The 525-nt window shown below is 34.9% G+C and carries 1 protein-coding gene; it reads left to right on the top strand.

The features are described 5' to 3' along the window. Positions 1-53 precede the first annotated feature (53 nt). On the top strand, positions 54-485 hold the full coding sequence (locus J8L86_RS21030) for a ribonuclease E inhibitor RraB (RefSeq protein ID WP_348772668.1): 432 nt from the start codon (positions 54-56) through the stop codon (positions 483-485). The last annotated feature ends 40 nt before the right edge of the window (positions 486-525 follow it).

Raw genomic sequence — 525 nt, 5'->3', positions numbered from 1 at the left:
GGGCGTTAACAAAAAGCCCCTTAACGTGGGCGTTATAAGTTTAGGAGAGTTCAGTGTCAAAGTTCATTATTGTACTTTTCTTATTAAGCTTTAATTTAAGTGCACAAGAGAAGGTTATGGATAACATACCAAATAAAAATATTACGATTGAACAGCTTGATGAAATGTTCAATAGCATCGCAGAACAAGGCCAATGGGATTTATCAAAACCACTACTTTGGGGTTACTTTTTCACTGATAACGATCCTGATAAATTAGAATTGGTTATGCCTAAAATCCAAGCTATGGGTTATAAGGTTGTCGGTATATTTCAGGCTGAAAAAGAAGATGAAAACGAACCAGACTTATTTTATCTACATATAGAGAACCCTGAAATTCATAACAGTGAATCTCTTGATAAAAGAAACGATGAGTTTTACATTTTTGCACACCAAAATGGATTAGATTCGTACGATGGAATGGATGTCGGGCCTATTGCGCAATAAACTTATAACAAGTCATTAAAGCAGGACAAAAAACAGTTGG

Source organism: Shewanella sp. MMG014, assembly GCF_018100775.1.
In the GTDB taxonomy this organism is placed as follows: Bacteria; Pseudomonadota; Gammaproteobacteria; order Enterobacterales; family Shewanellaceae; genus Shewanella; species Shewanella japonica.
Note: the sequence above shows the minus strand (reverse complement) of the source record. Positions and strands in the feature narration are given on the sequence as shown.